The organism is Streptomyces sp. CNX435 (assembly GCF_059570575.1).
The window spans coordinates 25,815-41,296 of the sequence record NZ_JCANTA010000008.1 but is presented as its reverse complement, the minus strand read 5'-3'; the positions used below and the strand labels follow the sequence as shown (position 1 = coordinate 41,296).

The window sequence follows — 15,482 nt, the reverse complement described above, 5'->3', positions numbered from 1 at the left end:
CTGCCCCGGTGGTGGAGCGACGGGGGATCGCTTCGCGCCGGGGCGGCGCCCGTTTCCGCGGGGGGCGTGTGCCCGGGCGGGGCGGGGTCCACCCCGGGGCGGCAGCCGCCGGCGCAATTGCCGCGGAGGGTGCGATCGTGGGCATCGTTGCAGGTAGTGGGGCAGGTCAGGCCGATTGTCAGTGGTGTGCGCCACGATGGGCACATACGAACGAAAGACTGAAGGAACTGAAGGACTGACGCTGACAGGAGGCAAGCCATGGCAGCCGAGCCGGCTTTCGCCCCACCGAGTGATGTCCACCCCGTCCTGCGCCCGGGCAGCGCGCCCAAGGCGGCGCTGGAGCTGCTGGCGCAGGCCCACGCCGGTCTGGCGGAGGCGGCGGAGATGGAGACGGCGAACGAGCGCTATTCGCTGGCCCACCTCGCCGCGCTGCGCACGGCCGCCGCGGTGCTCGCGGTGCGCGGGCGCCCCGAGCCGTCGCCGCGCCGCCGGCAGCGCATCCGCAGCGCGTGGGAGGTGCTGCCGGAGGTCGCGCCCGAACTCGCCGAGTGGAGCGCGATGTTCGCCGCCGGCGCCCGGCTGCGCGCCCGCGCGGAGGCGGGCATCAGGGACGCGGTCGACGAGCAGGAGGCGGCCGATCTGCTCCGCGCGGCAGGGATGTTCACGCGTATCGTCGAGCGGATGCTCGTCGTCCAGCCGCTGATACGTCCCCAACCGGGCCCGGAGAGCCGCTGAACCGGCGTGCGGTGCCCCCAGACGGCCCCCGCCGGCCCCGGCGCGGGCGGGGCTGTCGCGGGTCCGCCCGTCGGGGCGCGGAGAGCGGATGCACAGCCTCTAAGCTGAGCGATGCCCGATCTTCGAGGAGCGCTCCATGCCCCGTACGACACCGCACGACCCCCTGCCGCGCGCCTCGTTGCGCGCTGCCGTCGTCTGGGAGGTGCTGGAGGACGCCCTGGCCCGGCACGGAGCCGCCGGAGCGGACGCCGCGGTCGCCGGCGCCGGTGCCGGCGAAGGGCGCGCGGCCCGCTCGCTCGACGTGCTCGACACCGGCGGCGGCACCGGCGGGTTCGCCGTGCCCGCCGCCCTGCTCGGGCACCGGGTGACGGTCGTCGACCCCAGCCCGAACGCGCTGTTCGGGCTCCGGCGCCGCGCCGCCGAGGCCGGCGTCGCCGACCGGGTGCACGGCGTGCAGGGCGACATCCACGCCCTCTTCGACGTCGCCGAGCCCGGCACGTACGACGCCGTCCTCTGCCACGGGGTCCTCGAATACGTCGACGACCCCGCCGCCGGCCTCGCCAACGCCGTCGCCGCGCTGCGGCCCGGCGGCCTCCTCAGCGTCCTGGCGGCGGGCCTCGGCGGCGCCGTGCTGGCCCGCGCGCTCGCCGGGCACTTCTCCTCCGCCCACCGGGCGCTCACGGGCGGAGACGGCCGCTGGGGCGACGCGGACCCGGTGCCGCGCCGGTTCACCCCCGAGGAGCTGACCCGGCTGGTCGCCGCCGCCGGGGTGGAGGTGCGCGCCGTACAGGGCGTACGGACCTTCTCCGACCTGGTACCGGACGGTCTCGCGGAGTCCGAGCCCGGCGCGCTGGAGGCGCTGCTGGAGCTGGAGCGGGCGGCGGCGGAGTCGCCGGCGTTCCAGCACGTCGCGGCGCAGCTGCATGTTCTGGGCGCCCGGAAGTGATATTCGGTCCGCCCGCGGGCAAAGGTGCAGTAGGCCACAGGCCACCCGTTCGGCCCCGGCGCGCCGTATGATCTGAGTCAGGGCCTGCTACGGCGGGCAGGTCCGGATCCGCACCGCGGATCGGCGGATTTGGCGCAGAGGGGCGGGTTTCACGGGGGCGCATACCTGCCTATCCTGGAGGTGCCGCGTCCCGGTCGCCCCCAAGCGACCGACGAGTAGGAGGACTCCGTGCCGCTCTCCGAGAACGAGCAGCGCATGCTCGAGCAGATGGAGCGAGCGCTGTACGCAGAAGACCCCAAGTTTGCGACAGCGCTTGAGGGCAGCAAGCTGCGCACGTACACCCGCCGTCGGGTGTACCAGGCGGTAGCCGGCTTCCTGGTGGGTATCGCGCTCCTGATGGCCGGCATGGTCGCGCAGCAGATCTGGGTCAGCGTGGTGGGCTTCCTCGTCATGCTCGGATGTGCGGTGCTCGCCGTGACCGGTTGGCGTAGAACTGCGAACCCAGGCGAGCAGCAACAGCAGCAGCAGCCGGGCGATGCCGCGGCCCCACCGGGCGGTCAGCAGCAGCGGCGCAGGACCCGGCGGCGCGGTTCCATGATGGGCCGGATCGAAGAGCGGTGGCAGCGCCGTCGCGACGAGGGCCGCTGACGGCCGCCGGCCGGCGCTGCGGATCGCAGCGCGGCGTTCCCCGCATTGGTCGCCCGGGCCGGGAGCCGGCGCCGCAGACGTAACGCAGGGGGCGGAGATGCGCCCACGGGCACGGCCCGTGGGCGTTCAACGCGTTACGGGGGGAGCGGCTCCTGCCGCACCCCGGCCACGCCAAGAAGGACGTGCCCTCGCCCCCGCACCTGAGACCCGCTTGAGCCGCACTCGAACCCCGCCCGGGCAACGGGCGGGTACGAAGCGGGCGCACCCGTCCCGCACCGCCGCCCACAGCGTGAGGCGTTCACGCCCGCTCACTCCTGATACGTCTTGGGGAGCCGGGTGAACACGGCGATGTCGCTGCCGAAGCACACCACCATGCGCCCTTGCAGGCTGAGAGCGAGCGCCGTCACCGGGTGCGGGAAGACGAGTTCGTCACCGGCCGGGTGCTCGTCGGCGAGGTCCCACACCCGGACGGTGCGGTCGTCGCCGCCCGAGACCGCGGTCGGCCGGCCGTCGACAACGGCCGCCGCCACCGCGTTGACGAATCCGGTGTGGCCGCTCAGCGGCGGCAGTACGGCCTCGCCGTCGTCGATGCCCCACACGCGCACCGCCTTGTCGCGGCCCGCCGTGACCGCCACCGTCCGGCCGCCCAGAGCCAGCGTGGCGACCGCGTTCACGTCGTCGGTGTGGCCCACCACGGCCCAGCACACCTGGCGGCCGTTGCGCGCCTGCCACACGTTGGCCTCGGCCGAAACCGAACCGCCCACGCTGATTGCGACGGGACGGCCCCGGTCGTCCTCGGCGACGGCGGCGGCGCGGACGGGGTCGCCGTGCAGGGTCGTCCGGCGCCGCCCGGCCCGGGCCCCGGTTTCCAGGACGTGCGCGGAGACCGCGTTGTCATAGGTCCCGGTGATGACCAGCTGCCGGTCGCGGTCGCGCGCCACCGCGATGGCGAGCACCTCGGCTTCGTGGTCGGTCCGGTGGCGCAGCAGTTCCTCGCCGGTGGCGAGGTCCCAGGCGCCGAAGTCGTTGTCCGGGCTGATGACGGCGGCGGGGCGGCCGTCGATCTCGGTGACCGCCATGTCGCTGAGGTAGCCCACGTCGATGGGGGCGCCGGCGTGCTCGCCACTGTCGAGGTCCCACGTCCGCACAGTGCCCTTGCGATACGCCCCGGTAACCGCGACGGGGCGCCCGCCGATCTCGGTCAGCCCGGCCGCGACCAGCCCGCCGAGATGGCCGGTGCGCGGGCGGGCCGGAACCGGCACGTTCTGCGACAGGTCCCACACGTGCACGGAGCCGTCCCCTCCGGTGATTGCCACCGGGCGGCCGTCGATCTCGGCGGTCGTCACGGCCGTCGTGGGATCGGTGTCCAGGGGCTCGCCGACCGGCTCGCCGGTGGCGAGGTCCCACAGCCGCACGGTGCCGCCCAGGACCTTGCCTGTACCGTCGCCGATGACGGCTACGGCGCGCCCGTCCACGTAAGCGACGGCGACGGCCTTGGGGCGGTGCCGCGCGGTCGGCAGGCGGCGGATCTCGGTGCGTGTGGCCAGGTCCCACACGGTGGCGTCGTCGTCCCGGGCCACGACGACGGCTATGGGCCGGTCGTCCAGCACCGCCGTGGCGATGCTCAGGACCTCGTGCGTGCCGGCGTCGAGGGGGTCGCCCAGAGGGGCCCGGGTGGTCAGGTCCCAGAGCCGCACAGCCGTGTCCTTGCGGGGGAAGCCTCCGCCCGCGGTGAGGGCGACCGGGCGGCCGTCGAGTTCGGTGACGGCGATGGCGTTGACCGGGGCGGTGTGTCCGGTCAGCGGCTCGCCGATCTGGGCGCGTTCGGCAAGGTCCCACAGGCGCACCGTGGTGTCGCGCCCGCCGGTGACGGCGATGGTGCGCCCGTCGGCGACGGCGACGGCCACCGCGTTCACCGTCTTGGTGTGCCCCTTCATCGGGTCGCCGATCCGCTCGCCGCCGGCGAGGTCCCACAGCCGCACGGTGTTGTCGGCGGAGGTGCTGACGGCGACGGTCCGTCCGTCCAGCTCGGTGACCGCTACGTCGGTCACCCATTCGCCGTGACCCGTGGGGATGGGCGGGCGGGCCGGTTCCCCGGTGGCGGGGTCGAGGACCCGCAGTTCGCGGTCGTGGCCGGACACCACGACGGGACTTCCGTGGAGAGATCCGGACGCCAGCGCGTTCGTCGTCCCGTGGAACGACGTCAGTGCGCGTTCGCTGAGGCCGGAGCCCGTGGCCCAGTCCAGGCGCCAGGCCGGGCGGTCCTCCCGCGCTTCTGGCCGGGGGCGGGCGGGGCCGCGCAGGGAGACGTCCCACAGCAGCACGGTGTGGTCGTCGCTCGCCGTGGCCGCGACAGGGCGCCCGTTTAGTTCCGTGACCGCGACGCAGGTGACCCGCTCGGTGTGGTCGGTGAGCGCGTCGCCGATCTGGACCCCCTCGGCGAGGTCCCACAGCCGAACGGTGCGGTCGTAGCTGGCGCTGACGGCGACCGGCCGGCCCTCGGTCCCGGCGATGGCGATGCCGGCGGGGCGCAGGAGATGACCGCGCAGCGGCGCGCCCACCGGGACGCGTTCGGCGAGGTCCCAGACGAGCAAACCTTGTTCCGGGCCGCCGCCGGTGACCGCCACGGGGCGGCCGTTGAGGACGGTCGTCGCGACGGCGTCGCTGAAGCAGTCGAGGGGCTCGCCGATCTGCGTGCCGGCAGCGAGGTCCCACAGGCGTACGGTGCGGTCGAGTCCGGCGGTGACCAGCACCGCGCGGCCGTCGACCTCGGCCACGTCGGCGCCTGTCACCAGCTTGGTGTGGCCTTCGAGCGGCTCGCCGACGCGTGTTGCCGAGTCGAGGTCCCACACCTGGACGATGTCGGGCGGGTAGGCGCAGCTCACCGCCACGTGGCGGCCACCGAGTTCCGTGATGACGATCGAGTGGGAGTTGTCGTGCGCCGGCAGGGCGGTGCTGATCTCCGCGCCGGTGGCCAGGTCGAACCGGCGGATGCCACCCCGGAGTTCACCCGTGACGATGACGGGGCGGCCGTCCAGCACGGTGGTGGTCAGGGCGGTGGGCTTGGCAGCCGTGGGCGCGCGCAGTTCGGTTCCGGTGGCGGGGTCCCACACGCGCACGTAGTCCCTGATGAAGCTGCCGGTGACGATGACGGGGCGGCCGTCGAGCTCCGCTGCCGCTACCGCGCTCACGTGGTCGGTGCGGCCGGAGAACCGCCGTATCAGGCGGTTGTTGGGCGGCAGCCCGGTGTTCCAGTCGATGACGGTGCCTTCGTGCGCGGAGGCGGTCGGCACGGCGGCCAGGGCGCGGGCGAGGTCGTCGGCACCCCAGCGCGCGGCGTCGAGCGCGAGCACCTGGGCGCGCCGCGCCGGGTCGACCCGGCGGTGGCGTTGCAGGGAGGTGCGGTAGACCGCCGCGGCCAGGCGTGCGGGGCCGCCGATCGCATGGGGCAGGAGCGGAATGATGTCACCGGGGGCGTCGTGCACCAGCCGGGCGGGGTCGGTGAGGACGCGTTCGGCCGCGCGTTCGACATCTGAGGGGATCACCCGGAGGATGGTAGCGGCAGGCGCCGACAGAGATCGCGTGGGGCTTCGGACCGTATTCTCCGGCTCCGGGCTCTCTTCTTCCGTACGCACCGAACGGGCCCGGCTCACCAGGGTGCGCGCCGGGCAGGGGGCACCGCTCGCCACGGGAAGAGCGCGCCGCCGGTCCTGTGCACGCGGGCAGCGGGCGGGTGGGGGCCGGGTGCACGCGCCCCCTCACCCGCCGGCCCGCAGCGGGAAGCGTCACGGCTGGCGCGAGGGCCGCAGCGCCGCGCCCGCGCGGCGCATCGCGCCGCGCCAGCGCCCCGTCACCGCCGCCCAGCGCGCCGACACCGCCCACAGCAGCCGCGCCGACGAGCGCGGTGCCACCGCCGCGCGCAGCCGCGCGCCCGCGCCCGCGCCGCGGCCCATGGCCGCCCGCACCTTCCGTACGTCCTCCGCCAGCCCGTCGATCTGCCGCGGCCGTGGCGCGTAGAGCGTCTGCTCCACCGCACCCGCCACCCGCAGCGCCGACTGCCCCGCCGCGCCGTCCAGCGCGCCGAACCGGATGAGCGCCGCCGCCGTCGTCCGCGGCGTCTGCGACTCGTCGGGTGGCAGCCCGAAGTCCCAGGCGGAGTCGATCAGTTCGCGCCAGGCCGCCAGCGGCCCGGCCCCCGGGCGCAGCCGTCTGCCCCGTTCCCGTACGCGCCACAGGGCCGGCAGTGCCGGCAGGAGCAGGAGCAGCAGTACGCCGACCGCCCCCGCCGCGATCCCGGCCGCCGGCGGTCCGCTGTCGGTCGGGCCCGCGGCCCCGCCGGCCGCCGCCTCGTCGTCCGGGCAGCCGTCCGCCCGCCGCAGCGACGCCGGGCACTCGTCCTCGGACGTCGACGGGGACGGGACCGGCGTCGCCGTGCTGCCGCGGTCCGGCAGTTCGTCCGCGGGGTCGCCGCCGCCGCTCGGGGTGTTCTCCATCGTGTAGTCGGGCAGCGTGCCGCGCGTCGGCGTCGGCTCGAAGCGGGTCCAGCCGGCGCCCTCGAAGTACAGCTCCGGCCAGGCGTGCGCGTCCTGCAGCCCCACGGACATCGACCCGTCGCTCTGCGCCGTCCCCGGCACGAAGCCGACGGCGACCCGCGCGGGGATGCCGAGCGTCCGCGCCATCGCCGCCATCGTGAAGGAGAAGTGGACGCAGAAACCCTGCTTGTCCCGGAGGAACTTCAGGATCGCCTCGGGGTCGGAGGCGTCGAGGTCGGTCTCCGTGTCGTAGACGAAGTTGGTGGTGAAGTAGTCCTGGAGCGCGAGCGCCCGCTCGTAGTCGTTCGCCGAATCCCGGGTGATCTCCTGCGCCTGCTGCCGCACCTCGTCCGGCAGCGAGTCCGGCACCTGCGTGTACTCCCCGCTCAGCGAGGGGTCCGGCGCGGGTGCGGTGGCCAGCTGGCGCGCGGTGGGCGCCATGAGCAGGCTGGTGACCTGGTACTCCGCGCCGCCGGTGGTGGTGCCGCCGTCGCCGACGACGGACCGGCCCTCCGGCTCGTAGCGCCAGTCGCCGCCGATGCGCACCTGGTACGCGGGGTACGGCATGGGCAGCCACTGCTGCCGGAAGTCGTCGTCGGCCTGCACGTTCAGCGTGACGGGCGCGGACTCGACCTGGCTGTTGGAGTAGCCCTGCGGGGTGGGCAGCGGGTCCGGGATGTCCTCGATGCTGCGGCGCGAGGGCTGCCAGGAGGTGCCGTCGAAGCGGTCGAGGGCGACGAAGCGCATGTACAGCGCCTGGTTCTGCGCCCCGCCGCCGGCGCGGTACCGGAAGACCTCGCGGTTCTCCGGCTGGTTCAGGCTCTGCTGCAGCCGCACCACGGGGTTGATCGCGGTGACCGTGCCGCCGCCGGGGCCCTGGCCGGGCCCGGTGGTCTTGCCGTCCAGCAGCCCGCCGTCCAGCGACGGCAGCGCCGCGGGCACGACGAGCGCGAGGCCCAGCGCCACGACGCCGATCCGCCGGCCCGTACGCACCGGGGCCAGCGGCCGTCCGCCGCCGCCCGGGTCGGCCCCGCCCGGCGCGCCCACGGACCCGCCGCCGCCGAACATCCGGCCCCACTGCGCCAGCCGGTCCCGCCCCTCGGCGAGCAGCAGCAGCAGGTAGCCGGTGCCGGCGAGCAGGAACGTCAGCCAGCTCCCGCCCTGGTTGAGCCCGGCGGCCACGGAGTACAGCGCGAGCAGCGGCAGCCCCGCGGGGGCGGCGCTGCGGAACGTCACCGCCACCGCGTCCACCAGCAGCGCCACCCCGGCGATGCCGGAGATCAGCATCAGCTCGATGCCGTCGGTGACCGGAGCCGGGATGGAGTATTGGGAGACGTCGTCGCCGCCCTCCTGGAAGAGCTGCCGGAACTCCTCGATCGCCGACGGGCCGGGGAGCACCCCGCCGAGCGCCGTCTCGCCGGCGAAGAGCATCGTGAGCAGCAGCACGGTGACCGCGGCCTGCACGAGCACGGTCAGCGGGCGCGCCAGCGGGATACGGCGGGCGACCATGCCGACGCCGCCGATCGCGCAGACGACGAAGATCGCCTTGAAGAACCAGGTCATCCTGTCGGTCAGCGGCAGCAGCGCGGTGGCCGCCAGCAGGGACGCCGCCGCCGCGCTGACCGTGAGCCGGGCCCGTCCGCTCATCTCAGCCCTCGCCTCCGCGGGCCGCCGCGGCGAGCTGGCCGGCCTGGTCGCCGGCCTCCCGCCACAGGTCGCCCATCGCCGTTCCGGGCCGTACGGACAGCACCGTCCAGCCCGCCTCGCGCAGTTGCCGCACCCGGTCGGCGCCCGCCGCCCCCGCGCCGGGGGCCGCGCTGTACGGGCCGTATCCGCCGCCGGCCGCGCCCGGGCGCGCCGCCCAGGCCGCGGTGTCCGTCACGAACGCCACCCCCGCCGCCGTACGCTGCCGCATCCGCGCCGCGAGCGCCGCCTGCTCCTCGTCCAGGTCGCCGAAGAACGCCACGAGCAGCCCTTCGTGCCCGCCGCGCAGGACGTCGTACGCGGCCGAGACCGTGTCCTGCTCGGAGTGGTCGATGACGGCGAGGGTGTCGAGGAGTATCCCGGCCGCGTCGGCCGACTCGCCGCCGCGGGAGTTCAGCGCCCCGTCGACGCCGGTCCCCAGCTCGCCGCCGTCGGTCAGCAGCCGCACCGTGTAGCCGCGCTCCAGCATGTGCAGCGCGACGGAGGCGGCGCCGGAGACCGCCCACTCGAAGGGCGAGTCCGGGCCGGCGCCGGTGTAGGCGTCGCGCCGGGTGTCCAGCAGCACCGTGCAGCCCGCGCGCTGCGGCTGCTCCTCGCGGCGGACCATCAGCTCGCCGTACTTCGCGGTGGAGCGCCAGTGCACCCGCCGCAGGTCGTCGCCGTGCCGGTAGCCGCGGGGGATGACGTCGTCCTCGCCGGCCAGGGCGAGGGTGCGGTGCCGGCCGTCGCCGTAGCCGGCGGCCTCGCCGGCGAGGCGGACCGGGGCCAGCGGTTCGGTGCGCGGCACCACGGTCAGCGTGTCGTACGCGCTGAAGGAGCGGGTCATCTCGCACATGCCGAACGGGTCGGAGAGCCGCAGCTGCAGCGGGCCCAGCGGGTAGCGCCCGCGCAGGTCGGAGCGGACCCGGTAGGTCACCTCGCGCTTGCCGCCCGGCTCCACCCGGTCCAGGACGAAGCGGGGCCGGGGGCCCAGCACGTACGGCAGCCGGTCCTGGAGCATCAGCAGCCCGGTCGGCAGCCGGGAGACGTTCTCCAGCCGCAGGTGCACCCGGGCCTCGGAGCCCGCCGGCACCCGGGCGGGCGACAGCTTGCGGCTGCCCCCGACGCGGTAGCGCGTGCGGTGCAGGACGGCCGCGCACACCAGCGGCAGCGCGGCCAGCAGCAGCCCCACCCGGAGCAGGTCGGGCTGGCCGAGTATGTAGCTGCACGCGCCGGCCGCGAGCCCGGCGGCGAGGAACGAGCGACCGCGCGTGGTGGTGCCGGCCAGGGCCGTACGCAGCCCGCCCGCCTGGGCGTCCGGGCCCGCGGGCGGCGCGGCGGGGGCGGGCGGGGACTGGCCGGCCATCAGAACCGCCGGCCGTCCGGGCTGTGCGCGCCGCCGCCGTACGCGGGTGGCATCTGCGGCGGGCGCTGCATGTCGGCGGCCGGCACCGGCACCTGCTGCAGGATCTCGGCGACGATCTGCTCGGCCGTACGCCGGTTGAGCTGGGCCTGCGCCGTGGGCAGCAGCCGGTGCGCCAGCACGTGCACGGCCAGCGCCTGCACGTCGTCCGGCAGCGTGAACTCCCGCCCTCCCAGCGCCGCGGCGGCCTTCGCCGCCCGCAGCAGGTGCAGCGTGGCCCGCGGCGAGGCGCCGAGCCGCAGCTCCGGGTGCTGCCGGGTGGAGGTCACCAGGTCCACCGCGTACCGGCGTACGGAGTCCGCGACGTGCACCGTACGCACCGCGTCGATCAGCTTGACTATGTCGTGGGCGTGCGCGACCGGCTGCAGGTCGCCCAGCGGGGAGATCCCGCCGTGCACGTCCAGCATCTCCAGCTCCGCCGCCGCGCTTGGGTAGCCGATGGACAGCCGGGCCATGAAGCGGTCGCGCTGGGCCTCAGGCAGCGGGTACGTGCCCTCCATCTCGATGGGGTTCTGGGTGGCGACCACCATGAACGGGCTGGGCAGCTCGTACGTCTGCGTGTCGATGGTGACCTGCCGCTCCTCCATCGACTCCAGCAGCGCCGACTGCGTCTTGGGGGAGGCCCGGTTGATCTCGTCGCCGATGACGATCTGGGCGAAGATCGCACCGGGCTTGAACTCGAAGTCCCGGTGCTGCTGGTCGTAGACGCTCACGCCGGTGATGTCGGAGGGCAGCAGGTCGGGAGTGAACTGGATGCGCCGCACCGAGCAGTCGATCGACTTCGCCAGCGCCTTGGCGAGCATGGTCTTCCCGACGCCCGGCACGTCCTCGATCAGCAGGTGGCCCTCGGCGAGCAGGACGGTCAGCGAGAGCCGGACCGCCTCGGGCTTGCCCTCGATCACGCTCTCCACCGACCGCCGGACATCATCCGCGGTACTGGTCAGATCGCTGAGGCTCGCTCGCTCGTCATACGTCGTCACCGGCCCTCCTCGGCCCGTCGCACGGGCCGTGCGCCGCGGTCGCGGTCCGGCCCTCCCCGATACCGTGGCGCCCCGCCGCACGCCGTCGCTGCGGAAGTCGCAGAACGGTGTCGGCGGAGCCGCCACACCCGCATTCTTGCTGCCGAATGCCGGTTTCGTCAGTCGCCCGCCGTGATTTGCTCCACCGACACCTCGCGGAGCAGTCCCGTGCGCACGTCGAATACAAAGCCTCGCACGTCGTCCGTGTGCAACAGGAACGGCGAGGTCTCCACCCGGCGGATGGACTGCCGCACGTCCGCGTCCAGGTCGCGGAACGACTCGACCGACCAGGCCGGCCGCTGCCCGACCTCCGCCTCCAGCTCGAAGCGGAACTCCTCGGTGATGCTCAGCAGGCCGCAGTCGGTGTGGTGGATGAGCACCACGCTGCGGGTGCCCAGGGCGCGCTGGCTGATGGTCAGCGAGCGGATGGTGTCGTCGGTGACCACGCCGCCGGCGTTGCGGATCGTGTGGCAGTCGCCCAGCTCCAGGCCCAGCGCGGCGTGCAGGTCCAGCCGCGCGTCCATGCAGGCGACCACCGCGACCCCCAGTACGGGCCGGGCGTCCATGCCGGGGTCGTCGAAGCCTCCGGCGTACCCGCGGTTGGCGGCCACGAGCCGGTCGGTGACGGTCGGGGCGCGGGAGTCCGGGCCGGACGACGTGCTGTCAGCGGGCGTCATACCTACGACCGTATCCGGGCGGCGGCACCGCCGCCCGGTCCGGGTGAGGTAGCCCACAGGGAGCAATGCGCCCCGCCCCGCCCGCGGCCGGGGCGGGGCGCGCCTTACGGTCCTTGACTGACCGGGGGGTGCAGTGGGCTAAAGTGACGCGAAGTGGGAGCCGTGGCGCCCCCTTTCACGCGGTTCGCCCGTCGCCCGCGCGGCCGGCGGCCCGCTCCGGGCCCGGCCGGCGTCGCCTCGCAGGGCGGAGGTGGCCGCTCCCCTTCGGCAGACGGGCGGGACAGGAGGCGGCACCGTGAACGACGCACGCGCCGCTGCACACGTCCCCGTCATGCTCCGCCGCACCACCGAGCTGCTGGCCCCGGCGCTGTCCGCGCCCGGCGCGGTGGCCGTCGACTGCACGCTGGGCCTCGGCGGCCACAGCGAGGCCCTGCTCGCCGCCCACCCCGGCCTCCGGCTCGTCGCGCTGGACCGCGACCCCGCCGCCCTGGAGCTGGCCGGCCGGCGGCTCGCTTCGTACACCGGGCGGGTGACGCTGGTGCACGCGGTCTACGACGAACTGCCCGCCGTGCTCGACAAGCTCGACGTCGGGCGGGTGCAGGGGGTGCTGTTCGACCTGGGCGTGTCGTCCATGCAGCTGGACGAGGCCGAGCGCGGCTTCGCGTACGCGCAGGACGCGCCGCTGGACATGCGCATGGACCAGACCCGGGGCGTGAGCGCCGCCGAGGTGCTGAACACGTACCCGCCCGGCGAGCTGGTGCGCATCCTGCGCGCGTACGGCGAGGAGAAGCAGGCGCGGCGCATCGTCGAGGCCGTGGTGCGGGAGCGGCAGAAGGAGCCGTTCGCGCGCAGCGCGCGGCTGGTCGAGGTGATCCGCGAGGCGCTGCCGCAGGCCGCGAAGCGCACCGGCGGCAACCCCGCCAAGCGCACGTTCCAGGCGCTGCGCATCGAGGTCAACGGCGAGCTGGCCGTGCTCGAACGGGCCGTGCCCGCGGCCGTCGCGGCGCTGGCGGTCGGCGGGCGGATCGCCGTGCTGGCGTACCACTCGCTGGAGGACCGGCTCGTCAAGCGGGTGCTCGCGGCCGGCGCCGCGAACACCGCGCCGCCGGGGCTGCCGGTGGTGCCGGAGCACCACCAGCCGCGGCTGCGGCTCCTCACCCGGGGCGCGGAGCGGCCGGCGGAGGAGGAGATCGCGGCGAACCGCCGGGCCGCCCCCGCGCGGCTGCGGGCGGCGGAGCGGATCCGGGAGGACGTGTGAGCCGGAGCGGAGCGGGTGCGCCGTGAGGCGGCCGAGGATCGCGTTCCCGCGCGAGGGCGGCGCCCGGCTGCTGGGCGGCAGCTCGGCGGCGCGCACGCCGTTCGTGCTGCTCGTGGTGGTGCTGCTGGGCGCGGGCCTGCTCGCGCTGCTGCTGCTCAACGCGGCCGTCAACCAGGGCTCCTTCCGGGTCGGCAACCTGAAGCGGGAGACGACCCGGCTGACGGACGAGGAGCAGCGGCTGCGCCAGGAGGTGGAGGAGCGGTCGGCGCCGGACGCGCTGGAGAATCGGGCCCGGGAGCTGGGCATGGTGCCGGGCGGGCCGCCGGTCTTCCTCTCGCCGGTGGGCGGCGTACGGGGCGAGCTGTGGACGGCGACGGGCCCGCCACCGCCGGCGCCGAGACCGGCGGACGCCGCGGAGCCGTCGCGGGACGACGAGGAGGCACCGTGACGACCCGCGGCTCCGGCAGTTCCTCCCGCGACGGCCGCGACGGCCGCGACGGCCGCGACGGCCGCGACGGCCGCGACGGCCGCGACGGCCGCGACGGCCGCGACGGCCGCGACGGCCGCGACGGATCCGACCCCGCCCCGCGCCGCCGCGTCCCCCGCCCCGCGAGCGGCGGCGGTGGCGGTGCCGCCCGGCCCCGGCCCCGTACCCGGGCGTCCACCCCCGGCCCCCGGCCCCGCCGCCCCGCCGGCGGCGGACCGCGGATCCGGCTCGCCTCGCCCCGCCCCCGGTTGCGCCTGGTCAGCGTCGGCCTCACCCTCCTCCTGCTGGTCTTCACCGCCCGGCTGCTGCAGGTGCAGGCCGTGGACGCCGGCGAGTACACGGAGAAGGCCCAGGTCAACCGGTACGTGCCGATGACCCTCAGCGCCGAGCGCGGCGTCATCACCGACCGCAACGGCGTCGAGCTGGCCAGCACGGTCGACGCGTACGACATCACCGCCGACCCGTACCTCTTCACCCGCAAGCAGGCCGACGTCGAGGACGCGCCGCGGCGGGCCGCCGAGGTGCTGGCGCCGGTGCTGAACGCGGACGCGAAGGAGCTTCAGGCCAAGCTCGCCACGCCCGACTCGCGCTACGTGAAGCTCGCGGCGATGCAGACGCCGCAGGTCTGGAACGAGATCAAGAAGCTGAAGACCGAGTCGGCCGAGCGCGCGGCAGCGGGCGGCCGGCCGGACGTGCTCGGCGGCGTGTTCGCGGAGGAGCGCAACAAGCGCGTCTATCCGAACGGCGACCTGGCCGCCGGGATACTGGGCTTCGTCAACGCCGACGGCGAGGGCCGCGGGGGCGTCGAGCGCGAGCACGACAAGCTGCTCGCCGGCAAGGACGGCAAGCTCGTCTACGCCCAGTCCGCCGGCCGCCGCATCCCCACCGTGGACGCCGAGGAGAACCCCGCAGAACCCGGCTCCGACGTCGAGCTGACCATCGACCGCGACATCCAGTGGGCGGCCCAGAACGCCATCGAGAAGCAGGTCGACGCCTCCGCGGCCGACCGCGGCTACGTCATCGTGCAGGACACCCGCACCGGCGAGATCCTGGCCATGGCCAACGCCCCCGGCTTCGACCCCAACGACCTCTCCGCGGCCACGCCGGGCACCCTCGGCAACCCGGCCCTGGAGGACGCGTACGAGCCCGGCAGCGTCAACAAGGTCATCTCCATGGCCGCGGTGCTGGAGGAGGGCGTCGCCGCCCCCGACACCCACGTCACCGTGCCGAACGCGCTGCCCCGCGGCGGCCACGCCTTCCACGACGACATCGAGCACCCGACCTGGTACCTCACCCTCAACGGCGTGCTCGCCAAGTCCAGCAACATCGGCACGATCCTCGCCGTCGAGCAGCTCGGGAAGAACCAGAAACAGGCCAACGAGATCCTCCACTCCTACCTCAGCGACTTCGGCCTCGGCCGCCGCAGCGGCCTCGGCGTCGCCGGCGAGACCCCGGGCCTGCTGAAGCCCGCCGCCGAGTGGGACCCGGCGCAGCAGTACACGATCCCGTTCGGCCAGGGCCTGTCCGTCAACGCGATGCAGGCCGCCTCCGTCTACTCCACCGTCGCCAACGGCGGCGTACGGATCGAGCCCACCCTCGTCCGCGGCAGCCATGGCCCTGACGGCCGCTTCGACCCGGCGCCGAAGCCGGAGAAGGACCGCGTCGTCAGCGAGAAGACGGCCCGGACCCTCTCCCGCATGTTGGAGTCCGTCGTCGACGACGAGCAGGGCACCGGCATGAAGGCCCGTATCCCGGGCTACCGCGCCGCCGGCAAGACCGGCACCTCCAACCGGGTGGATCCGCAGACCGGCCGCTACAGCGGCTACACCGCCTCGTTCGCGGGCTTCGCCCCCGCCGACGCCCCGCGCGTGACCGTGTACTGCGCCATCCAGAACCCCACCGAGGGCAGCTACTTCGGCGGCCAGATCTGCGGCCCCGTCTACAAGAAGGTCATGGAGTTCGCGCTCAAGACGCTTCAGGTGCCGCCCACGGGGGTCGAGGCGAAGCCGATGCCGGTCACCTTCGACGCCGGCGAAGCGGCCGACGGCCGATAAGAACTGAAAGATCGGACCTG

At 74.9% G+C, this 15,482-nt stretch carries 11 protein-coding genes; 6 read left to right on the top strand and 5 right to left on the bottom strand.

The window, feature by feature from the left end:
• Positions 1-258 precede the first annotated feature (258 nt).
• The 3 genes from T328_RS15885 to T328_RS15875 all read left to right on the top strand — a co-directional run bounded on the left by T328_RS15885 (position 259) and on the right by T328_RS15875 (position 2,329).
• Positions 259-735, top strand: coding sequence for an SAV_6107 family HEPN domain-containing protein (locus T328_RS15885; RefSeq protein WP_496496692.1), 477 nt, complete (start codon positions 259-261; stop codon positions 733-735).
• A 136-nt stretch (positions 736-871) separates the two neighbouring features.
• Entirely contained in the window at positions 872-1,681 is an 810-nt protein-coding gene (locus T328_RS15880; RefSeq protein WP_496496691.1) for a methyltransferase, read from the top strand.
• Between the two features lie 228 nt (positions 1,682-1,909).
• On the top strand, positions 1,910-2,329 hold the full coding sequence (locus T328_RS15875; protein WP_496496690.1) for an SCO2097 family morphological protein: 420 nt from the start codon (positions 1,910-1,912) through the stop codon (positions 2,327-2,329).
• Positions 2,330-2,637: 308 nt separating this feature from the next.
• Here T328_RS15875 and T328_RS15870 read toward each other — a convergent pair whose 3' ends face one another.
• From T328_RS15870 to T328_RS15850, 5 genes are all read right to left on the bottom strand, one after another.
• Positions 2,638-5,874, bottom strand: coding sequence for a WD40 repeat domain-containing protein (locus T328_RS15870; protein WP_496496689.1), 3,237 nt, complete (start codon positions 5,872-5,874; stop codon positions 2,638-2,640).
• A 240-nt stretch (positions 5,875-6,114) separates the two neighbouring features.
• Positions 6,115-8,508, bottom strand: coding sequence for a transglutaminase TgpA family protein (locus tag T328_RS15865; RefSeq protein ID WP_496496688.1), 2,394 nt, complete (start codon positions 8,506-8,508; stop codon positions 6,115-6,117).
• Between the two features lies 1 nt (position 8,509).
• Positions 8,510-9,910 carry a DUF58 domain-containing protein gene (locus tag T328_RS15860; protein ID WP_496496687.1) on the bottom strand — a complete coding sequence of 467 codons (1,401 nt, stop codon included), beginning with the start codon at positions 9,908-9,910 and terminating at the stop codon, positions 8,510-8,512.
• Positions 9,910-10,947, bottom strand: coding sequence for an AAA family ATPase (locus T328_RS15855; protein WP_496496686.1), 1,038 nt, complete (start codon positions 10,945-10,947; stop codon positions 9,910-9,912). The genes T328_RS15860 and T328_RS15855 overlap by 1 nt, the downstream gene beginning before the upstream one ends.
• 158 nt (positions 10,948-11,105) lie before the next feature.
• Entirely contained in the window at positions 11,106-11,663 is a 558-nt protein-coding gene (locus T328_RS15850) for a beta-class carbonic anhydrase (RefSeq protein WP_496496685.1), read from the bottom strand.
• Positions 11,664-11,958: 295 nt separating this feature from the next.
• Here T328_RS15850 and rsmH point away from each other — a divergent pair, with 295 nt between their 5' ends.
• Genes rsmH through T328_RS15835 form a run of 3 tightly spaced genes read left to right on the top strand, consistent with a single transcriptional unit; the run spans position 11,959 to position 15,462 of the window.
• Complete coding sequence (gene rsmH / locus T328_RS15845; protein WP_496496684.1) at positions 11,959-12,921, top strand: 16S rRNA (cytosine(1402)-N(4))-methyltransferase RsmH; 963 nt, start codon at positions 11,959-11,961, stop codon at positions 12,919-12,921.
• A 22-nt stretch (positions 12,922-12,943) separates the two neighbouring features.
• Positions 12,944-13,369 (top strand): cell division protein FtsL, encoded by a 426-nt coding sequence (ftsL, locus tag T328_RS15840; protein ID WP_496496683.1) that lies wholly within the window; start codon positions 12,944-12,946, stop codon positions 13,367-13,369.
• The gene (locus T328_RS15835) at positions 13,366-15,462 is read left to right on the top strand and encodes a peptidoglycan D,D-transpeptidase FtsI family protein (RefSeq protein WP_496496682.1); all 2,097 of its coding nucleotides are present in this window, start codon (positions 13,366-13,368) and stop codon (positions 15,460-15,462) included. The genes ftsL and T328_RS15835 overlap by 4 nt, the downstream gene beginning before the upstream one ends.
• Positions 15,463-15,482 lie beyond the last annotated feature (20 nt).